General features: G+C 38.1%; 29 protein-coding genes and 1 pseudogene. 25 read left to right on the forward strand and 5 right to left on the reverse strand.

Going from position 1 to position 17,853, the window contains the following annotated elements:
• Positions 1 to 60 precede the first annotated feature (60 nt).
• Positions 61 to 657, reverse strand: coding sequence for a relaxase/mobilization nuclease domain-containing protein (locus DWX61_RS19225; RefSeq protein ID WP_270427064.1), 597 nt, complete (start codon positions 655 to 657; stop codon positions 61 to 63).
• Positions 624 to 947: a MobC family plasmid mobilization relaxosome protein gene (locus tag DWX61_RS07415; RefSeq protein WP_118624537.1), complete on the reverse strand. Its 324-nt coding sequence runs from the start codon at positions 945 to 947 to the stop codon at positions 624 to 626. Before DWX61_RS07415 ends, DWX61_RS19225 begins: the two co-directional genes overlap by 34 nt.
• Before the next feature lie 250 nt (positions 948 to 1,197).
• On the opposite strand from DWX61_RS07415, the gene DWX61_RS07420 reads away from it, so the two are divergent.
• A complete protein-coding gene (locus tag DWX61_RS07420; RefSeq protein ID WP_118050733.1) occupies positions 1,198 to 1,572 on the forward strand; it encodes an MmcQ/YjbR family DNA-binding protein in 375 nt (124 codons plus the stop codon).
• Positions 1,569 to 2,003 (forward strand): flavodoxin family protein, encoded by a 435-nt coding sequence (locus DWX61_RS07425; RefSeq protein WP_118624539.1) that lies wholly within the window; start codon positions 1,569 to 1,571, stop codon positions 2,001 to 2,003. The genes DWX61_RS07420 and DWX61_RS07425 overlap by 4 nt, the downstream gene beginning before the upstream one ends.
• Positions 2,004 to 2,060: 57 nt before the next feature.
• On the opposite strand, the gene DWX61_RS07430 is transcribed toward DWX61_RS07425, so the two are convergent.
• Both DWX61_RS07430 and DWX61_RS07435 read right to left on the reverse strand, forming a co-directional pair.
• Complete coding sequence (locus tag DWX61_RS07430) at positions 2,061 to 2,261, reverse strand: helix-turn-helix transcriptional regulator (RefSeq protein WP_118624541.1); 201 nt, start codon at positions 2,259 to 2,261, stop codon at positions 2,061 to 2,063.
• 56 nt (positions 2,262 to 2,317) lie between these two features.
• The gene (locus DWX61_RS07435; RefSeq protein WP_118624543.1) at positions 2,318 to 3,049 is read right to left on the reverse strand and encodes a helix-turn-helix domain-containing protein; all 732 of its coding nucleotides are present in this window, start codon (positions 3,047 to 3,049) and stop codon (positions 2,318 to 2,320) included.
• A 194-nt stretch (positions 3,050 to 3,243) separates the two neighbouring features.
• Between DWX61_RS07435 and dinB the strand changes: the two genes are divergently transcribed.
• From dinB to DWX61_RS07520, 18 genes and pseudogenes are all read left to right on the forward strand, one after another.
• Positions 3,244 to 4,491, forward strand: a complete 1,248-nt coding sequence (dinB, locus tag DWX61_RS07440; protein WP_118624545.1) for a DNA polymerase IV — start codon at positions 3,244 to 3,246, stop codon at positions 4,489 to 4,491.
• A gap of 14 nt (positions 4,492 to 4,505) precedes the next feature.
• Positions 4,506 to 4,718 (forward strand): LexA family protein, encoded by a 213-nt coding sequence (locus tag DWX61_RS07445; protein ID WP_118624547.1) that lies wholly within the window; start codon positions 4,506 to 4,508, stop codon positions 4,716 to 4,718.
• Between the two features lie 12 nt (positions 4,719 to 4,730).
• A complete protein-coding gene (locus tag DWX61_RS07450; RefSeq protein ID WP_117846065.1) occupies positions 4,731 to 4,970 on the forward strand; it encodes a hypothetical protein in 240 nt (79 codons plus the stop codon).
• Positions 4,971 to 5,220: 250 nt separating this feature from the next.
• The gene (locus tag DWX61_RS07455; RefSeq protein WP_118050736.1) at positions 5,221 to 5,793 is read left to right on the forward strand and encodes an ArpU family phage packaging/lysis transcriptional regulator; all 573 of its coding nucleotides are present in this window, start codon (positions 5,221 to 5,223) and stop codon (positions 5,791 to 5,793) included.
• A gap of 9 nt (positions 5,794 to 5,802) precedes the next feature.
• A complete protein-coding gene (locus DWX61_RS07460) occupies positions 5,803 to 6,174 on the forward strand; it encodes a hypothetical protein (protein ID WP_118050740.1) in 372 nt (123 codons plus the stop codon).
• A 276-nt stretch (positions 6,175 to 6,450) separates the two neighbouring features.
• The gene (gene rd / locus DWX61_RS07465) at positions 6,451 to 6,615 is read left to right on the forward strand and encodes a rubredoxin (RefSeq protein ID WP_118513885.1); all 165 of its coding nucleotides are present in this window, start codon (positions 6,451 to 6,453) and stop codon (positions 6,613 to 6,615) included.
• Positions 6,616 to 6,691: 76 nt separating this feature from the next.
• Entirely contained in the window at positions 6,692 to 7,126 is a 435-nt protein-coding gene (locus DWX61_RS07470; protein WP_044924563.1) for a bacteriohemerythrin, read from the forward strand.
• A 263-nt stretch (positions 7,127 to 7,389) separates the two neighbouring features.
• Entirely contained in the window at positions 7,390 to 7,539 is a 150-nt protein-coding gene (locus tag DWX61_RS18910) for a hypothetical protein (protein ID WP_015524977.1), read from the forward strand.
• A 179-nt stretch (positions 7,540 to 7,718) separates the two neighbouring features.
• Positions 7,719 to 7,931 (forward strand): DUF6219 family protein, encoded by a 213-nt coding sequence (locus DWX61_RS07475; RefSeq protein ID WP_015541210.1) that lies wholly within the window; start codon positions 7,719 to 7,721, stop codon positions 7,929 to 7,931.
• 3 nt (positions 7,932 to 7,934) lie between these two features.
• Positions 7,935 to 8,390, forward strand: a complete 456-nt coding sequence (bcp, locus tag DWX61_RS07480; RefSeq protein ID WP_005421605.1) for a thioredoxin-dependent thiol peroxidase — start codon at positions 7,935 to 7,937, stop codon at positions 8,388 to 8,390.
• Entirely contained in the window at positions 8,390 to 9,136 is a 747-nt protein-coding gene (gene yaaA / locus DWX61_RS07485) for a peroxide stress protein YaaA (protein WP_118624549.1), read from the forward strand. Before bcp ends, yaaA begins: the two co-directional genes overlap by 1 nt.
• A gap of 89 nt (positions 9,137 to 9,225) precedes the next feature.
• Positions 9,226 to 9,426 (forward strand): annotated as a pseudogene (locus tag DWX61_RS19230) (rubrerythrin family protein); the annotation flags it as partial.
• A gap of 183 nt (positions 9,427 to 9,609) precedes the next feature.
• Entirely contained in the window at positions 9,610 to 9,984 is a 375-nt protein-coding gene (locus DWX61_RS07495) for a desulfoferrodoxin family protein (RefSeq protein WP_005421609.1), read from the forward strand.
• A 91-nt stretch (positions 9,985 to 10,075) separates the two neighbouring features.
• Positions 10,076 to 10,234, forward strand: a complete 159-nt coding sequence (locus tag DWX61_RS07500) for a rubredoxin (protein WP_005339874.1) — start codon at positions 10,076 to 10,078, stop codon at positions 10,232 to 10,234.
• A gap of 154 nt (positions 10,235 to 10,388) precedes the next feature.
• Positions 10,389 to 11,135 (forward strand): SDR family NAD(P)-dependent oxidoreductase, encoded by a 747-nt coding sequence (locus DWX61_RS07505; RefSeq protein WP_005421611.1) that lies wholly within the window; start codon positions 10,389 to 10,391, stop codon positions 11,133 to 11,135.
• A gap of 92 nt (positions 11,136 to 11,227) precedes the next feature.
• On the forward strand, positions 11,228 to 11,533 hold the full coding sequence (trxA, locus tag DWX61_RS07510; RefSeq protein WP_118062274.1) for a thioredoxin: 306 nt from the start codon (positions 11,228 to 11,230) through the stop codon (positions 11,531 to 11,533).
• Between the two features lie 12 nt (positions 11,534 to 11,545).
• The gene (locus tag DWX61_RS07515; RefSeq protein WP_118624551.1) at positions 11,546 to 11,866 is read left to right on the forward strand and encodes a rhodanese-like domain-containing protein; all 321 of its coding nucleotides are present in this window, start codon (positions 11,546 to 11,548) and stop codon (positions 11,864 to 11,866) included.
• 1 nt (position 11,867) lies between these two features.
• The gene (locus tag DWX61_RS07520) at positions 11,868 to 13,559 is read left to right on the forward strand and encodes an FAD-dependent oxidoreductase (RefSeq protein WP_118624553.1); all 1,692 of its coding nucleotides are present in this window, start codon (positions 11,868 to 11,870) and stop codon (positions 13,557 to 13,559) included.
• A gap of 116 nt (positions 13,560 to 13,675) precedes the next feature.
• On the opposite strand, the gene DWX61_RS07525 is transcribed toward DWX61_RS07520, so the two are convergent.
• Entirely contained in the window at positions 13,676 to 14,410 is a 735-nt protein-coding gene (locus DWX61_RS07525) for a Crp/Fnr family transcriptional regulator (RefSeq protein WP_353652864.1), read from the reverse strand.
• 115 nt (positions 14,411 to 14,525) lie between these two features.
• On the opposite strand from DWX61_RS07525, the gene DWX61_RS07530 reads away from it, so the two are divergent.
• From DWX61_RS07530 to DWX61_RS07555, 5 genes are all read left to right on the forward strand, one after another.
• Positions 14,526 to 14,849 carry a thioredoxin family protein gene (locus DWX61_RS07530; RefSeq protein ID WP_055057012.1) on the forward strand — a complete coding sequence of 108 codons (324 nt, stop codon included), beginning with the start codon at positions 14,526 to 14,528 and terminating at the stop codon, positions 14,847 to 14,849.
• Positions 14,850 to 14,864: 15 nt separating this feature from the next.
• On the forward strand, positions 14,865 to 15,788 hold the full coding sequence (gene trxB, locus DWX61_RS07535) for a thioredoxin-disulfide reductase (RefSeq protein WP_118624557.1): 924 nt from the start codon (positions 14,865 to 14,867) through the stop codon (positions 15,786 to 15,788).
• A 340-nt stretch (positions 15,789 to 16,128) separates the two neighbouring features.
• Entirely contained in the window at positions 16,129 to 16,602 is a 474-nt protein-coding gene (locus tag DWX61_RS07540; RefSeq protein ID WP_172677211.1) for a sigma factor-like helix-turn-helix DNA-binding protein, read from the forward strand.
• A 579-nt stretch (positions 16,603 to 17,181) separates the two neighbouring features.
• The gene (locus tag DWX61_RS07550; protein ID WP_118624561.1) at positions 17,182 to 17,589 is read left to right on the forward strand and encodes a type II toxin-antitoxin system PemK/MazF family toxin; all 408 of its coding nucleotides are present in this window, start codon (positions 17,182 to 17,184) and stop codon (positions 17,587 to 17,589) included.
• Positions 17,543 to 17,791 (forward strand): DUF6870 family protein, encoded by a 249-nt coding sequence (locus DWX61_RS07555; protein WP_015568866.1) that lies wholly within the window; start codon positions 17,543 to 17,545, stop codon positions 17,789 to 17,791. Before DWX61_RS07550 ends, DWX61_RS07555 begins: the two co-directional genes overlap by 47 nt.
• Positions 17,792 to 17,853: the final 62 nt, after the last annotated feature.

The raw sequence follows: 17,853 nt of genomic DNA on the forward strand, positions 1-17,853 counted from the left end.
CGGTGCACGGAATGACAGGTGCTTTCCCTGCCGGATTTCATATCCGGCTAACTGCATTTTTTATAGAAATTCCTCATAGTTGATGGAAGTCCAGATTGCCTTATCAACTGCAACACGTAGCTTGGCTTTCCAACTGGTGCCACGATGATATTCCATATTCTCTTTATAGCTTTTACCTTTTTCTCCGGTTGGCATACTGGTGGCAAGTCCGTTTTCATGGCAAATGCGATTACTGATCCGGCAGATTTTATGGTAGCTCCGCTTATTGGAAACATACTTGTGATGATCAACAAAGCTTGCAGCGTTGAAGATGATGTGGTTATGGATATGATTTTTGTCAACATGGGTACTGATCACATATTCATATTTTCCTTTCAGTACTTCGTCAGCAAATTGCTGCCCTAAGCGATGGGCATTTTCGGCATCAACTTCTCCAGGCTTAAATGACTGGATCAGATGAAATGCCAGGTTATCGCCCTTGTCCATTCCATTCTTTTTTGCCATTTCTCTTGTCATAGAAAATTCAAGATCTGCAGTTTCCGGGGAACAGCCAAAACTGGAAACTAACAGTTTTTCATCTGTCTTATCTGGATTTGTAATATAGTCTAGAGCTTTCTTGTCTGTTACTTTAATGGGGAAGATTTTAAGATATGCCATATTTCTTTTACCATCTCTTTCAATTCTTGCATTTCTTCCGGATATAGATCTCCGGTGGTATTTACCTTTTTTGCAATCTGATTGATATTTACACCAATCTTGTGCATTTCCTCATACTGTTTCTTAAGTGGAGTGGTATCTGTGTTGACGATGTAACCGTCGATTGCCATTTTGCGCAGATAAGCTCTCATGTTTTTTGTCTTTGATTCTATCATCTTCCTGCGGATTAACTTTCGTTCTTCTTCGGTTACATAGAAATGGCTTTCTTTGTTTCTCTTTCTTTCAGCCATTGGCGGGTTCTCCTTTCTGAGAGGACAGTAGTATCGTTGCTTTCAGCGTTTTTTCAATTTAGGGCAGGGTTCCCTAAATTGGGATTTCCCGGAAGTGTATCCTCACTTCCTGTCCTTGCTGTTTTACCCCTCTATTAGTTAAAGTCAGGAGAACCGGGAAAATGCAAAAGAATTTGGCAGGTAGTACGGGATACGAAAATGTGGTATGATTATGAGCAGGATATCAGAAGAATCAGGAGTTGAATAGATTGTGAACAAAGAAGAAATTTTTGAATATGTGCAGAAACAGTATGGCACAGTTCCGGAATATTTATGGAGTAAACTACCGGACAGTGCAATACTCCGACATAAAAATGGAAAATGGTATGCAGTGATCATGACGGTTGAAAAATCGAAACTGGGATTAGAGGGAAATGATCTGGTTGACATCATGGACGTAAAGTGCGATCCAGAAATGACCAGCATGATTATTCAGACTTATGGATTTTTACCAGGATACCATATGAATAAACAGCACTGGATCACGATTTTACTGGATGGTTCAGTCAGTGAAGCGAAGACATTGGACTTTTTGGATATGAGCTATGACCTGATTGACGGAGCAGACAGAAAGGAAGAAAAATGAGAACAGCGATAGTATACGCATCTGTGCATCATGGAAATACAGAAAAATTAGTAAAGAGGATCGCAGAAGAATGTCAGGTGGATTTGATGGATGCTGTGAAACAGCCAGATGCAGATCTGAGCAGTTATGATATGATTGGGTTTGCATCAGGAATCTATTTTTCAAAGTTTCATCAGTCGATATTGGAATTTGCAGAGAAGAATCTACCGGACGACAAAAAGATATTTCTGATCTGTACTTATGGTGGAAGTGCGAATTATAAATCCATAGAGCAGATTTTGGATAAAAAACATGCCAGTGTAGTTGGAAAATTTGGCTGTAAAGGGTATGACACATTCGGACCATTTAAACTGGTTGGAGGTATTGCTAAAGGCCATCCGAATGAGGAAGATATGAAAAATGCAACGGACTTTGTAAAAGGATTACACTGATTTTGGAGCAAAAGGAAAACCGGGGATTTTATTCCTCGGTTTTCTGGCTGTTGTGCTTTAGTCTTCAACCTGAAAAATATCTTCTACAGGCACTTTCAGGTAATGTGCCAGCCGGATTGTAATCTCAAGAGATGGATTACGTTCTCCACGTTCGATATGGCCTATAGTTTGGCTACAGGAACCTATGGCTTCAGCCAAATCTGCTTGAATGAGATTACGTTCTTCACGAATATCTTTTAGTGTATTATTGATTGCCATTCAATCACTTCCTTTGCTTATTGTTATCAGCAGGATCATGAACCTGCTGTTGAAATCTAATGGAATCCCGGAATTTCTGCACCTTTGCATTTCCCGATTACTTTTCCAAAAATCTTAAAAGAGTCAGATTCCAAAACCTGGATAGGACGATATTTTTGATTTAAAGAAATCAGATAAACACCATCTGGCTCATCGTGTAATTCCTTGATGTAAGTATTACCGTTGAGATAGAAGATTCCAATTTCACCATTAGCAAGAGAATCTTTTTTCTGAATCCATGCGACATCGCCTGTGTGATAAAGTGGCTCCATACTGTCACCGGAGATCCGTACACCAAAGTCAGTCTGCTCAGGAGCAAGATGTCCTACGTCATAGGTTTCTTTTACAGAATCTTCCAGATAATTTCCAGTACCAGCAGAAACAGGTTCCCAGGTAATGTCTATAGGATGATGGAATGGGATAATCTTTGCAGACAGTGGAGAAAACTTTTTAGAAGCTTTCAAAATATCAGCAAATTCAATCAATTTATTTCTGCCTTCTTCATTCAATCCATTCATAATGTTATATGGGTTTTCTCCAAAGAAGGATTCATATATATCTTCGATATCAAGTAACTGGCAAAGTGTCAGGAAAACATGTAAAGCTGGTTCTCGTGCATTGGTCTCCCATTTGGAGATTGCTTTTGTAGTGACCTGAATACCTTCCTGAGAAAGCAGGTCTACCAGATCTGATTGAGAGTATCCTTTCTTTTTTCTATTTTCTGCTAATATTTCCCCGAAATCACGCATTTGTTCGCCTCATTTCTATTTGAATTTTCTATATGCATTATACCGTATGTTAGAAATAAAATCAATAATAATCTCCAAAATGGAGAAAATACAACCAAGATGTCGCTTGACCATCTCCGGAATGTCGATATATACTAAACATACAAAAATTGATAAGACATCATGTTTAAGGAAACAGCTGGGAGGTGAAAAGTTTGAGTGAGCGTGTGATCCTGCATAGTGATATGAACTGTTTTTACGCCAGTGTAGAAATGTTACATCATCCGGAATTTGCCGGAATGCCGCTGGCAGTCGGTGGCGATCCGGAAGCCAGACATGGGATTGTGCTGACAGCAAATTATATTGCAAAGCAAAAAGGTGTAAAGACCGGAATGGCATTATGGCAGGCAAAACAGATTTGTCCGGAAATCATATTTGTACCACCACGGATGGATTTGTATTTGAGATTTTCACAGATGGCAAGAGAAATCTATTCGGAGTATACGGACAAGATCGAGCCATATGGAATTGATGAAGCCTGGCTGGATGTATCGGACAGCAGAAATCTGAAAGGAAGCGGAATGACGATTGCAAGAGAAATCAGCCATCGGATTAAATACGAACTGGGTGTAACGGTAAGTATTGGAATTTCCTGGAATAAGATTTATGCGAAACTTGGTCCAGATTATAAAAAGCCGGATGCAATCACAGAGTTTAATCGAGAAAATTATAAAGACAGGATATGGCAGCTTCCAGCGTCAGATTTGCTTTATGTCGGAAGACAGACAAATAAGAAATTGCAAAAACTTGGAATCCGGACAATCGGGCAACTTGAGGAATCAGACGAGAAGTTGTTAGAGAGTCATTTTGGAAAAATAGGAAATGTATTATGGGCTTTCGCAAATGGCTGGGATGAAGATCCGGTTTGCAAGGAAGGATATGAAGCACCAGTAAAGTCGATAGGTAATAGCACTACAACACCGAGAGATCTGGAAAATGATCTGGATGTCTGGATCATTCAAATAGCATTGGCAGAAAGTGTAGCTGCACGATTGCGGAAACATGGATTTAAATGCAAAACAGTAGAAATTACAGTTCGAGATAATGGATTGTATAGTTTTTCCAGACAGATACATTTACGACAGCCAACGAATATTACAAACGAGATTGTAACTGCAGCATTTCAGCTATTTAAAGATAATTACAAATGGGAACATCCCATTAGAAGCCTGGGAATCCGAGCTGCGGATCTTGTGTTAGATGATATTCCCGTGCAGTTGGATTTATTTGGAAATCAGGAGAAAAAGGAAAAGTTAGAGAAGCTGGATCGTACTGTAGATGAGATCAGACGACGGTTTGGTTATTTCAGTATACAGCGAGCGACAATGTATCAGGATAAAGTCTTATCCCACTTAGACGCTGGTACGCACACGGTCCATCCACACAGTTATTTTCATGGGTAATTGGAGGGATAGATTTGAAAAAAGTATTAACCAGAAAACAGAAAGAAAGTTATCAGTGTATTTTGAATTATACGAAGGAGCATGGATACCCGCTGACAGTCCGGGAATTTGGAGAGTTGATCGGGGTGAAATCAACATCATCTGCTTTTTCCAGAATCAAGCAGTTGGAGCAAAATGGATATATCCGCAGAATCCCGGCATCACCAAGAGCAATCGAGATTTTATAGTGAGGTGTCGGCATGAACAAAGTATATGTAGATGTAGTGGCAGAGTTTCGGAAAGACGGACGGCTGGTTCCCATATTTTTTACATGGGAGGATGGAAGAAAATATAGTATTGACAGAATTTTGAAAATTGAGCGATGCGCCAGCAGAAAGGCAGGCGGTGTAGGAATGATGTACACCTGTATGATACAGGGGCAGGAAAGCCACTTGTTTTACGAAGTGGATAAATGGTTTATGGAGAGAAAAACAGCATAAGGAGAGATTAGTATAGACGATATTATTTGGATTATTAATCGGCAGGGATAGTCACTTTCCCTTTATATTCCTGCAGGTTTTACATAAGAAGATGGATTTCGGTCAGCAAAGGCAGCTCCCACAATGCCTTTTGGATATCCGTTTCTGCAAGTTGTAGTAAGTAATTGCTTTCCATCAAAATCATGGGGAAAGCGAACTGGTCTGAAAGACCGCCAGTTAGTGTGATGATGATAAGGAGATTTTGAAACTGATGACAGACAGAGATTATGCAATTAAATCAATGAAAGAAATCACCTTCCAGATGGCAAGTCATGCACAGGATTATCTGGAAGTTACAATCGGAAGACATTATACTGATATTAAAGAACTGATGACAAGCTACCAAAAACTGATTTTAGAAAACCAGGTTGTATTGGAAGAACTGGATATGGAGTGCCAGGAGAAAATCAATGAAGATATGGCATATGCATTGAGTTATCTGAGCATTTATAACAATCAGCTGAATGTGCCAAAGATGCACCGGGAAATGAACAACCTGATGATCATTTATGGCTTGTCTGATATGATCTATCGTGGAATGACACTGGTGAAGTTCTATGCACCGAATGGTGTGATGCTCAGTGGAATCCTTCATTCCTGTTTTTGCAGTCATTATAATAAGACAGATGTGGAAGTACAGCAGGAGTTAGGAATAGGCAGGACTTCTTTTTATAAAATGAAGAAGCAGGCACTTGGATATTTAGGATTTTATTTTTATGAGATCGTGGTACCGCAGGCAAAGGATAAAAGATTTAAACCGTCACTGGGCGTTGAGGAAGAGTAGGTGAGTAATATGAGATACGAAGATTCGATGAAAGGTGTAGCTGATCAGATAATCAAAGAACAGCAGCGAGTCAGTAAAATTAAAAACAATCCAGAAGAGTTCCATTGGCATGACGAATATGCAACGTTGAATTTCTTTCGGTTTATCTGCAAAAATATCGGTAACTTGAGAAATGGAGAAATTGAAAAAATGGTCACACGTTTAAAGAACATAGATCAGAAAGCAGTGGAAAACCATGTGAATGGTGCTGTTTGGGCATTTGATTATGATAAGATGTTCTGTGTATTGATGGAAAATGAAATTTGCCGAAAAGTGTGTGAAAAGAATAAATATAACAGTTGGATGAATCTGATTGGAAAGTATTGTGTTTCAAGGACTTAAAGACGAAGAAAGTTGTTGTAGAGAAATAATTTCCAGCAACTCTGTCTTTAATGAATAGAGTTCATTTTTTTATTCAACTATTCCCATGATATATACAATATGTAAATGTGCAATTCAAATATCAGTTTATGCTAAGTGTAAAAATGATAATAATTACTATTATTGACAAAAGAATAATTATCATATATAATACAGATATACAAGAAACAAAGTGTTAGAAAAATTGTTAGGAACTTGGTAACAAAAATAAATCGACATTGAAAAGGGAAAATGACTATGATAAAATATGAATGTGAACCATGTGGATATATTTATGATCCGACAGTAGGAGATCCAGACGCTGGTATCGAGCCAGAAACTGCATTTGAGGATATTCCAGATGACTGGACATGCCCAATCTGCGGATTAGGAAAAGATGTTTTCGTTCCTGTAGAAGACTAAGCAGAAAATGCAGGTACGAAACTGCCAGACATTAAAAGATCCTAAGAGAACATATAAAAGAAATGGAGGTCAAATTATGACTTACGATTTAAACATTACCTTTGATGACAATTTAGTAACAGGAAATGAAACAATTGATACCCAGCATAAAGAATTGATCGACCGTATCCAGAACTTTGTAACTGCCTGTCAAAATGGCGACAGCAAAGTAAAAGCAATCAAAATGCTGGATTATCTGGATGAATATACTGACTTTCATTTCAAAGAAGAGGAAAAGCTTCAGGAAAAATCCGGTTATCCAGAGCGTGAAAACCATCATGAAAAACATGAAGAGTTTAAAAAGACAATTCAGGAACTGCATGAATACCTTCAGGAGTATGAAGGACCAACAGATCGGTTCAGTGAACTTGTACAGAAAAATGTAATCGACTGGCTGTTTGGACACATTAAAACATACGACCGCTCTGTGGCAAAATTTATCTTTATGAAACAAAATCCAGATCGATGCTAAAATAAACCAGGGAACGAGTTCACTCAGAATGTAGACAACGTGATGAAGTAAACTAGGGGCTGTCACAATGCAGCCCCTTTCCTGTTATAGCGATATTCTAGGTAATATATTGCGCTGGCATGACATATTATTTTACTACTACTATATGGGAAGAGTAAGCAGCTCTTCTTTTTTGTTGTCCTTTTTATCCGATTTTAAGTTGTAAAGTCTCTTTTCATTCGACAAAATTCTCCACAGACAGAGGATATGCGACGAGCATTGATATGAACATCTATTTATGGAAAGAGGATATTGAAGACGGGGAATCGGTAATGACAGCCGAATATAGACCTGTAGAATACGGAAAGGACTATGATGTTGTCAATAATCCTGATAAATTTCAACTATATATAGATGGAAAAGAGATTAAATAGTAATCTCCTGAAAGCAAGCTTTTTGTCAATTATTTCAAAGAAAAATTAAAGGATAACAATACATAGTTTTGACAATGATATTTTGAAAAAATTTATAGGAATGCTCTATTATCAAATTGACATAGGAATATGGTAGCGTATAATTAGAATTGAATACACTGAAAAAATGGAGGAATTACATGAAAGCACATAAATATTGGTCAGTAGGAGCATTGATCACAATGCTTGGGACTTTTTACACTGGATATAAAAAGCAAAAATCAAGTCACAAATACTTTGCTTTAAGTTCTATGTTATGTATGGTAATGGCGATATATACAGGTCATAAAATGATTACCAGGAATAGGAAAAAAAAGGCGAATAAAGAGAAAGATACAGAAAGGGAGGGATAAATAATGTTGGAAGTAGGGGTTAAGGCACCGGATTTTGAGTTGCCAGATCAAAATGGGAAAATACATAGATTATCGGATTATACAGGAAAAAAAGTGATCTTATATTTCTATCCCAAGGATAATACAGCGGGATGCACGAAACAGGCATGTGGGTTTTCTGAGCGATACCCTCAGTTTACCGAAAAAGGAGCAGTTATTCTTGGAGTCAGTAAGGATTCTGTATCCTCTCATAAGAGATTTGAGGAAAAATATGGATTGACATTTACACTTTTAGCAGATCCAGAGCGGAAAGTTATTGAAGCATATGATGTATGGAAAGAAAAGAAAAATTATGGCAAAGTCTCTATGGGAGTAGTAAGAACCACATATCTTATTGATGAACAGGGGATTATTATAAAGGCAAATGATAAAGTCAAGGCTGCAGATGATCCTGAAAATATGCTCAAGGAATTAGATTAATGAAGATAATATTATCCCCTGCTAAAAAGATGATTACAGATACTGACAGCATAGCGCCGGATGGATTGCCTGAATTTATTGAAAAGACGACAGAGATACAAAATTGGTTGAAAAGTAAGTCAAAAGAAGAACTGAAGACTATTTGGAAATGTAATGACAAAATTACAGAACAGAACTTCAATAGATTGGAAAACATGGATCTTTATCATTTACTTACCCCAGCTGTCTTATCATATGAAGGAATTGCTTTTCAATATATGGCTCCATCCGTGTTTGAGGACAGTCAGTTCGAGTATGTACAAAATCATTTGAGAATAATATCTGCATTTTATGGTGTGTTAAAACCAAGGGATGGTGTGACGCCTTATCGTTTGGAAATGCAGGCGAAGGTTGGAATAGGAGAAACAAAAAATCTGTATGAGTACTGGGGAGATTTATTATACCGCTCAGTGATTGATAACAGCAGGATTATAATCAATCTGGCATCGAAAGAATACTCTAAGTGCATAGAAAAATATCTGACACGACAGGATAGATACATTACGATTACATTTTGTGAGTTATCAGGAGATAAACTGGTGACAAAAGGTACATATGCTAAGATGGCCCGTGGTGAAATGGTTAGGTTCATGGCTGAAAACAGAATTGAAAATCCTGAGGATATTAAGAAATTTGATAGACTAGGCTATTCATTCCGCTCTGATTTATCATCAGATGCAGAATATGTTTTTGAACGGAAAAAATGATGATTGAATGATTATTTTAAATAAAAGGTAATCAGTAATATTAATTATTGTAATAATAGTAATTATTACTATTATTTATTGACAATAAACAGATTGAGAAGCACCACGAAGAGAGATATCGTGCACTTCTTAAGAATATTGAAACTGCACAGGTGTTTGAAAAGAGTGAAGTTAAGGTATGGGAATGCCGTAACTGTGGACATGTTGTGGTAGGAACAAAGGCACCTGAGATATGTCCAGTATGTAACCATCCACAGAGTTATTTCGAAATACGTGAAGAGAACTATTAAAGAGAAGGAGATTATTACAAAGAAGAAAGTGATTATTAAAAAAAGCAGTAATGATAGGCTGTGGCTTTGTTGGTTCTGCATCAGTTGGTAAAGAAGCATTAAAGTTTAAGAATCGGCGGATGCTTTGAAAAAAGTTATAGAAACAATTGGATTTTAAATTTTAAACATAGGAAGATAAAAAAGATGGAAGTAAAATATTCTGTATGCAATCATTGTGGAAACATTATTGAAATGGTAAAGGATCAAGGCGTACCAGTAATGTGTTGCGGAGAACCTATGCAGGAATTAAAAGCCGGAGTGACAGATGCTGCTGTCGAGAAGCATGTACCTGTATATACGATAGAAGGCAGTCATGTTCATGTTGTGGTCGGAGAGACAAAACATCCAATGCTTGAAGAGCATTTCATTGAGTGGATTACATTAAATACAAACCAGGGAATATACAGAAAACAGTTAAATCCAGGGCAGGAGCCGGTAGCAGATTTTTGTCTTTGCAATGGTGAACAGGTAGAAGAAGTATATGCATATTGTAACCTGCATGGATTATGGAAATGCTAAAAGCATTTATACATATTAAGGTTACAGAACAACACAAATACAACAGTAATATATGCTGTGTATTAATATATTTATAAGGAGGAACAAACTAATGAAATATGTATGTGACGTTTGCGGATGGGAATATGATGAAGAGGAAGGTTATCCTGAAGGTGGTATTGCACCAGGAACAAAGTGGGAGGATGTTCCGGAAGATTTTGAATGCCCATTATGTAATGTTGGAAAAGATCAGTTTTCAGAAGTTGAATAGAAGCCTAATCTTGTGTTAAATACGGATGGATAAACCAAAACCCTGGTGCGTGAGCAACAGGGTTTTTTATTGCGATATTTTGTGATGATATCACAGAAAATAATCTACCTTTTGCTTATAATGTAGTTAGAAACTAAGTAAGGAGGTAGTCTAAATGAGATTAAAAGATAAAGTTGCAATCATTACGGGTGGAAGCCGTGGTATAGGATTTGCTACAGCTGATAAATTCTTGAAGGAAGGCGCTTCAGTTGTGTTGGCAGCAAGTTCACAGGAATCGGCAGATGTTGCTGTAGATAAATTAAAAGAAAAATATCCCAATGCAATAGTTGCTGGAATTAGTCCAAATCTGGCAAGCATGGAGTCTGTCAGAAAGGCTTTTAAAGAGGCAACTGAAAAATATGGATGTGTCGACATACTGGTAAATAATGCAGGTATTTCAGAAAACACCTCATTTATGGATTATACAGAGGAGACTTTTGATAAAGTCATGGATCTAAATGTAAAAGGAGTATTTAATACTACTCGTGTAGCAGCAGAATGTATGGTGGCAAGAGGCAAGGGGGTCATTCTCTCAACTTCCTCCATGGTGAGTATTTCGGGACAGCCAAGTGGGTTTGCTTATCCGGCATCGAAGTTTGCAGTAAACGGATTGACTGTATCATTAGCAAGAGAACTAGGACCTAAAGGTATTCGTGTTAATGCTGTTGCACCTGGGATTACAGAAACTGATATGATGAAGGCCGTGCCAAAGGAAGTTATCGAACCTATGATTGAAAGAATTCCATTGCGTCGTCTTGGACAGCCAGAAGATATTGCCAATGCGTTTGTGTTTCTTGCTTCAGATGAGGCGAGTTACATTACAGGTGTTATATTAAGTGTAGATGGTATGGCAAGAAGTTAAGTTAATGAGGTATGGTGATGTAATCACGGAAAATAAATGAAATTAAGACTATAATAAATCTACAAAAAGAAAAAGATAAGGAGGACTGTAAAATGTCTGCTATTAATATCAATAAAAACAATTTTCAGAACGAAGTACTGAGTTCCGATAAACCCGTTCTTTTAGATTTTTGGGCATCTTGGTGTGCACCTTGCCGCATGGTAGTACCTATTGTAGAGGAGATTGCAAGTGAGCGTAGAGATATTAAAGTTGGAAAGATTAATGTAGATGAAGAGCCTGAACTGGCAAATAAGTTCAGTATTATGAGCATTCCAACTTTAGTGGTTATGAAGAATGGGAAGATTGTACAGCAGGTTTCAGGGGCGAGACCTAAGAATGCGATTTTAGAAATGCTTTAGGGAGGTGTGCTAATGGGATTTTTTGATCTCTTTAAACAGACGAATATTAATCAAGGCATAGAAGAATATAAAAGGACTGATGATGCAGTTCTGCTGGATGTACGTACACCGCAGGAATATCAGGAAGGACATATACCAGAAAGTAAAAATGTGCCGTTGCAGCAACTTAACAATATTGCTTCTGTAGCGAAGAATAAGGATATCCAACTGTTTGTATACTGTTATTCCGGTTCACGAAGCCGCCAGGCAACTGGGATACTGCAACGAATGGGATATTCTAAAGTAAATAATATCGGTGGCATTGCAGCTTACTCAGGAAAGGTGGAAAAATAAGATGAAGGTAATAATTGTAGGAGGTGTAGCCGGAGGAGCTACAGCCGCAGCAAGAATACGCAGACTGAATGAACATGCTGAAATTACTGTGTTTGAAAGATCCGGATACATATCCTATGCAAATTGTGGACTTCCATATTATATTGGAGACGTGATCACAGACCCGGAAGAACTTACACTACAGACACCAGAGAGTTTTTTTAAACGCTTCCGTATTAACATGAAAATTCATCATGAAGTTATCTCCATACATCCGGAACGTAAAACGGTTTCAGTGAAAAATTTAGAGAATGGTGAGATATTTGAAGAAAAATATGATAAGCTGATCCTCTCTCCAGGTGCAAAGCCAACACAGCCGAGACTTCCCGGAGTAGGTATTGATAAACTTTTTACACTTCGTACTGTAGAAGACACTTTTCGGATAAAGGCATATATAAATAAGAATCATCCAAAATCGGCTGTATTGGCAGGTGGCGGTTTTATTGGTCTGGAACTGGCAGAAAATTTGAGGGAGCTTGGCATGGATGTTACGATTGTCCAGCGGCCTAAGCAGCTGATGAACCCTTTTGACCCGGATATGGCATCCATGATCCATAATGAAATGAGAAAGCATGGGATAAAACTGGTACTGGGCTATACAGTAGAAGGATTTAAAGAAAAAGACAACGGAGTGGAGGTCCTGTTGAAAGATAATCCATCCCTTCAGGCTGATATGGTAGTTCTGGCAATCGGAGTCACACCAGACACAGTATTAGCAAAAGAAGCCGGTCTGGAACTTGGCATCAAGGAAAGTATTGTAGTGAATGACAGAATGGAAACCTCTGTACCGGATATTTATGCTGCAGGTGATGCAGTTCAGGTAAAACATTATGTTACGGGTAATGATGCGCTGATCTCTTTGGCAGGACCAGCCAATAAACAGGGCAGAATCATCGCTGATAATATTTGTGGCGATGATAGTCGTTACCTGGGCAGTCAGGGAAGCTCCGTTATAAAAGTGTTTGATATGACAGCAGCCACTACAGGTATCAATGAAACCAATGCCAAAAAGTCAGGATTAGAGGTAGATACAGTAATTCTTTCTCCTATGAGTCATGCTGGTTACTATCCTGGTGGAAAAGTGATGACCATGAAGGTGGTTTTTGAAAAAGAGACCTATCGTTTGCTTGGCGCTCAGATTATTGGATATGAAGGAGTTGATAAACGTATTGATGTGCTGGCAACAGCAATTCATGCAGGGCTGAAGGCAACCCAGCTGAAGGATTTGGATCTCGCATATGCACCGCCTTATTCCTCTGCCAAGGATCCTGTAAATATGGCAGGATTCATGATAGACAATATAGCAAAAGGTACCTTAAAACAATGGCATCTGGAAGATATGGATAAGATTTCTAAAGATCAAAATGTGGTGTTGCTGGATGTGAGAACGGTAGGTGAATTTAACAGGGGTCATATGGATGGATTCAACAATATTCCTGTAGATGAACTGAGGGAACGAATTAACGAAATTGAGAAAGGAAAGCCTGCGTATCTGATATGCCAAAGTGGTCTGCGCAGTTACATTGCCAGCCGTATTCTGGAAGGAAATGGATATGAAACATATAACTTTTCCGGTGGATTCCGCTTCTATGATGCAGTGGTTAATGACCGTGCGCTGATCGAAAGGGCATATGCATGCGGTATGGATTATTAAAAATAATCATAATATTTTTATAATTTTTTTGTAGTATAAAAAGATCCCCCATTTATTAGAATGACTTTTATAATTCTGATAAATGGAGGATTTTTTAAATGTTATAGAAAACAGTTTTATGATCTTTGTAGAGTTTCCAGTCTTTTCGAATCAAGGATTGTGATTTTACCGCGGGAGAGTTTGACGAGTCCTTCGCCTTGAAAGTATCGGAGCATTCGCGTGATAACTTCCCTGTGGGAACCAAGATGGTTGGCGATGGTTTCGTGAGTGATCTTTAATTCATTTGTTCCTTCGATAGAGGTCTCTTCTAAAAGAAATGAAGCAACACGCTTATCCAAACTCTTCCACATGATTTGTTCAATCAGCCACATGACATCAGAAAAACGGGTAGCCATTAACTCATTGGTATAGTTTGCGACAGGAGCAGATTCCTTCATGATGCCCTTATAGATTTCAGCAGGGATGATCCAAAGATCAGTATCTTTTTCTGCTTCAATGGTTACTTCAAATTGAATGGATCGCATGATACATGAGGCGGATAAAAGACACATATCCATATCGAACAGACGGTAAAGTGTAATCTCTCGTCCTTCATCTGAAAGTATGTAAGTTCGAAGCTGCCCGGATTTAACCAGTAATAATCCAGTACAATCCAGGTTTCCATTGTGAATGATTGTCCCTTTTTTTACATACTGTGTGATTAAATTGTCTGAAATTATTTTTTTCTGTGCTGTATTTAAGTCATTCCATAGTGGAAAACTATTTTCGAAGTTCATAACCGTTATCTCCTTTACGAACATAGTATACTTGCTTTTTTTAGATGCGTCAATTATATAACTGGCATATGCCATAAATAGAAATAAAAAGAAGTGTAATAAAGTAAATTATCTTTTCTGTGATATCATCACGGAAGCAAGCACTTATTTGGGGTATATTAAGTTCAAATAGGAGAAGGAGTTGAAAAATATGACATCTATAAATATAAATAAAGAAAAGTTTGGACAATTAATTCATAAGGAAAAACCGGTTTTGGTTGATTTCTGGGCACCTTGGTGTGGTTATTGCCGTAGAATTGGAGCGGCTTATGAAAAAATAAGTGAAGAATACAGCGATATTCTTATTGCTGGAAAAGTGAATATTGATGAAGAACCACAGATTGCAGAAGCTGAAAAGATTGAGGTGATTCCTACGCTGGTTTTATATCGAAATGGAAAGGCAATAGATTCTATTGTTGCACCTGAATCAAAAATAATGATAGAGAATTTTATTAATGAAGCATTGGAAAAATAAAAGGAGGACTGCTGTATGAATGAAAATCATGTTTACGATATGATTATCGTGGGGGGAGGACCTGGAGGGTATACTTCAGCATTATACGCAGCCAGAGCAGGATTTGATACCATTGTTTTAGAAAAATTATCTGCAGGTGGTCAGATGTCATTGACCTGGCAGATTGATAACTATCCTGGTTTTGAAAATGGAATTGACGGATTTTCATTGGCAGAGAAAATGCAAAAACAGGCGGAAAAATTTGGCGCTAAAAGTGAATATGCTGAAGTTTTTAATATGGATTTAACAGGAAAGCTTAAGAGAGTAGAAACTAGTTCGGGAATTTATATTGGGAAAACAGTAGTGATTGCTACTGGAGCAAATCCAAGAGAACTTGGTCTCGCTAAAGAAAAAGAATTGATAAGTCATGGGGTTGCTTATTGTGCCTCTTGTGATGGTATGTTTTATAAAGATAAGATCGTGGTGGTTGTTGGTGGTGGAAATTCTGCTGTATCAGATGCTGCTCTTTTAAGTCGAATTGCTAAGAAAGTCATCATTGTTCATCGTAGAGATACATTACGTGCAACGAAAATCTACCATGACCAGCTGATGAAAACTGAAAATATAGAGTTTCGATGGAATAATACAGTAAATGAACTGATTTATGGAGAACGATTGACTGGTGTGCGGTTGAAAGATACAGTTACAGGAGAAGAAAACATTATAGAATGTGACGGCCTGTTTGTGAGTATAGGAAGAAAACCGACAACAGATTTTTTAGATAATCAGATAGAACTGGATAATAAAGGATATATTGTGGCAGGTGAAAACACTGAAACGAGTATTCCGGGTGTTTATGCTGTAGGAGATGTCAGAACAAAGTTACTTCGTCAGATAGTAACAGCAGTGGCAGATGGTGCTATGGCAGTACATATGGCAGAAGAGTATATGGAGAAATAATAATCAGAATTTGAATAGTGAATTTTTTATACTGAAATATGTACGATTTCAATAATGACATGAACTTATGGGAACGTATTGCGGATACTTTGTGAACTTTATCCTGATACAATGATTATGCTGATGAAAGAAGGCATAGATAACTGAATACAAGAAAGAGACAAAAGCCTCAGTAGTTAGGAAAAAAACTACTGGGGCTTTTTTTCGTGCCTGAATTTCTCGGCCAATAACTGCGGGGATGTCCCGGCAGGATAAAGGTGGAGCAGGCATGATCCTAAACAGAGGTCCGCCTTCTGAATTAGAAACGAGCAACAAGATTTCAAATTCAGGAGGAACGGATATGTATATTGAACACCCATATTTTTATGAAGGAAAGTACTACGCAAATATTGATGGAGAAATGATCGAGATTACAAAAGAAGTTGCGTATGCGATGAACAATTTTTACAGAAGCAGCAAGGCAAAAAAAGTTGAGATTAAGAATGAACTGGGTGAGGTTGTGGATAAGATGCTGAGAGAAGTACCTTACAGCGGTCAGTCCATTGATGGAGAAGGCTTCATGATTGAGGATTTTCCAGATCTGAACTGTGATGTGGAGCACTGTGTACTGACAAAAATGGAACAGCAGGATATTCACACAGTGATCAATCAACTGAACTCAGAGGAACGCATGATTATTTATGGCATTTTCTTTGAAAACAAGACACAGACACAGATGGCGGAAATTATGGGGATTTCCAGACAGATGCTGTCATACAAGCTGAAATCCACTCTTAATAAGATGCGTGAAATGTATATGAATAAATTTTTTTAAAAAATTTTTCAAAATCTTTTGCATCTGCCAAAGTCATTTGACTTTAGTAATTAGAGGAAGTTAAAGGACTTCCTAAAATGAACCATGATAACTGAATATCCAATAATAACTGACGTGACATTTCATGCAAAGAGCACGAGGAAGATGCCGCTATAGGATTATAAGACAAAACAAAGATTTTTAGTTCAGTCTGTAATGCTGCGAAAAAGCACTGACCGAAGCCGGCTGGCAGGCTGGTGATGCGATGATATGTATGAGATGCGATACACTTGCAGATCCTGAGAAGTCTGTAACTGGTAAACCTATGAACTGCTGGAGCCTGGAAACGAGAGTTTCCGGGTTGTGGTCCGGAGTATGCATCCGGGCAGGTTATTATTCCCTTCCTCATATGCGGGAGTAACGATTCGGGGTATCGAGGATAAATAGAATCGAGCGAGCACTGTTTAATAATCAAATTGGCTATAGAGGTTATGCGGCAGAGCTTTCCTTATGGGAAAGAAACTCTGCCGTATTCCTGTGGAGCCAATATAGCGCTATGGATGCTTTACAAATAAAAATAATAGATTGGAGAGAGGACAAATGACAATCCGCAGAGGAGATATTTTATGGGCAGATCTCGGTATGTTTCCTACAACATCTGTTCAGGGTGGAGTAAGACCGGTGATCGTAGTGAGTAATAATAAAGCCAATACATACAGTTCAGTCATAACGGTAGTTCCGCTGTCATCAAGAATTTATAAGAAACGGTATTTGCCAACACATGTATTTATCAGCAAATATGATATGACGGGAATCCGAAAAGGAAGCCTGGCACTGGCTGAACAGGTTATGAGCATTTCTACGAAATGTATTATTGAGAAATGCGGAAGAGTGAACAAGTGGAGCCTGGATCGGGTACTGAAAGCAGTACAGATTCAGATGGGAATGGAAGGAGAAGGGCATGACGGCAGAGGAATACAGAAACTATCTGGAGCAGGATTTCAGTGATGTAGATATCAATGAAATGACTGATCTACGGATGATAAAAGCAGACAGAAATAAATCGCTTCAGGAACGGAGAGATATTTTTCTGAATAAAGTAGGAAATCCATATTTGGTCCGGATCGGCAATATGAAAGTAAAAGTCAGATTTGCCAATAACGGTATATCTATGGAGCAGGCATTTGAGAATATGCTTCTGAGTGTCTGAAAAAGTACTGGCAAGATTGAGGGGACTGTGTTAGAATGTCGGTAAGGACAAATTATGCAGCC

The organism is Ruminococcus sp. AF20-12LB (genome assembly GCF_003478985.1).
Classification (GTDB): Bacteria; Bacillota; Clostridia; order Lachnospirales; family Lachnospiraceae; genus Blautia_A.